Raw genomic sequence first — 1897 nt, 5'->3', positions numbered from 1 at the left:
TTAGCAGATTCTAGGCAGTAATTCTCCGCTTGGATAGTCTAAATATCTCCTTGCATTAAAGGGGGTTTTTAGCACAACTTTTGTCGCGTTTTCTGAAGTGGTGTAGCCGATGATTGCGGCATTTGGTGCGCCTTGTGAATGTAGAATCTCCAAAGCCTTTGTCGCGTCCTCTTTGGCAACACATAGCATGCACATTCCCTCATTTGCTAGATTGTAGGCTTCAAATCCCAATAATTCACAGATTCCGCGCACTTGTGGGAGAATCGGCAAATGCGCCTCGTCAATCTCTATGCCGATTTTTGAAGCGTTTGCCCATTCGTTTAGCACGCTTGCGATTCCGCCTCTTGTCGCATCGCGCAGGGCATATAGCTTAAGCTTAGCCTGAAATAGCGGTTCTAAAATAGGATAAAGCAAGGAGCAATCACTCTGTAAATCACTTTGTAGCCCGATTCCCTCACGATTGGAGTAAATCACCGCGCCGTGTGTGCCGATGTTGCCACTGACTAGAATCGCGCAATCTTGCGGAATCCCAAACGCACTTAAATTTAAATGGGGGTATAGAAACTCTCCTAGTGCGGTTGTGGTGATAAAAAGTTTATCCAAAGTGCCTTTGGGAAGCACTTTTGTATCCGCAGAGAGAAGCTTCGCACCACTTTGTTTTAGGGTGTTTGCAAAAGATTCTACAATGCGTTTCAAATCCGCAATCAAGAATCCCTCTTCAATCATAAAACTTGCGCTCAAATAACGCGCCTTTGCGCCCATCATCGCGACATCATTGCAGCTTCCACATACGCAGAGTTTGCCAATATCTCCACCATTAAAGAACAGGGGTGAGACGACATAACCATCGGTGCTAAGGGCGAATTTTTCTGTATTTTGGCTTAGGATTCCAACCCCTGCGTCCTCACCCCCACCCATTACACAGCCTTCTAGTAAGGGATAAAAAAGCTCTGTAATAAGATTTTGCGATTCTACGCCGCCGCTTCCGTGACTTAACAAAATAGAATCTGAAATTTGTAAATATCGCATAAAAATCCTTTGCCTAGTTTTAGGTGTAGCGATAAGCCGAGTTCTGTTTATGTGGCTATTTATCTGGATTTTGCCTTGCAGCAAAATTCTAGCAAAAGGTTTAGAGATTTGGGATACTAACCATACCTTTCTTGCTGCGGATTGGGCTTGCAAAGTCAAAGTGTATTACTACACTTTCGGTAGGCTCTTACCCTACCTTTTCACCCTTGCCACGATTGTGGCGGTTTGTTTTCTGTTGCGCTTTCCCTTAGATTACTCTAGCCATTCTTTAAATGGAATCCTATCCCAATGCAGCTCGGACTTTCCTCTCTTTTTGGAGCAACCACTTGCTACACCTAGCCGTGATTGTAGCAGAAATGGCATAAAAAGAGTTTTAACTGCGAAGCCCTTTTAGGGTTGTGGCAATCTATGCGACAAAGAAACAAGCTTTTTTATTGGGATAAACAAAGGATTTTTGGAATCTAAGAAAAAGTTTCTAGGCTCTCGCAAGAGTTTCCTTAATTTCCGATAACTCTTAAAGTCCTCCAGCCACGATAAGAAAGCCAAAAACAACCCGCTTTTAGATTTCTTTTGCAAGAACGAATTCTTGTCTTGATTGATTTCATAGGCAAAGGGCAAATAACACAAGGAATCCAAAGTGTAATTTTGTTTCTCAAACTTCTTGCCTCGCAAGAATTTCTGCCCCCCAAGATTCATTTGATAAAAATAAAATTCGGTTGTCCTCCTAAAGAGATTTCCATCTTGACGTTTCAAAAGCACAGATTCTCCCAAAAGATAGGAATAAAAATCCTCCCGCAAATAGCGGATAAACGCAAGCATTTTTGCCTCATTCACTTCAAAGCCATTTTGCAAAACGCTATCAATCTGC

1 protein-coding gene, 1 other RNA gene and 1 pseudogene are annotated in these 1897 nt (G+C 42.5%); all 3 read right to left on the bottom strand.

Annotated elements, in window-relative coordinates; genetic code table 11:
* Positions 1–1029, bottom strand: coding sequence for a hydrogenase expression/formation protein HypE (hypE, locus tag Q1553_RS00365; protein WP_300842655.1), 1029 nt, complete (start codon positions 1027–1029; stop codon positions 1–3).
* Between the two features lie 16 nt (positions 1030–1045).
* Positions 1046–1367, bottom strand: an RNA gene (gene rnpB, locus Q1553_RS00360) — RNase P RNA component class A.
* A gap of 52 nt (positions 1368–1419) precedes the next feature.
* A pseudogene (locus Q1553_RS00355) lies at positions 1420–1897 on the bottom strand (hypothetical protein); the annotation flags it as partial.

This window comes from Helicobacter sp. UBA3407, assembly GCF_949747025.1.
Taxonomy (GTDB): Bacteria; Campylobacterota; Campylobacteria; order Campylobacterales; family Helicobacteraceae; genus Helicobacter_D; species Helicobacter_D ganmani.
This window is presented reverse-complemented; position numbering and strand designations above follow the sequence as displayed.

Coding starts and splice junctions, on each gene's coding strand:
- hypE (WP_300842655.1), bottom strand. CDS start 1,029: ATGCGATATTTACAAATTTCAGATTCTATTTTGTTAAGTCACGGAAGC.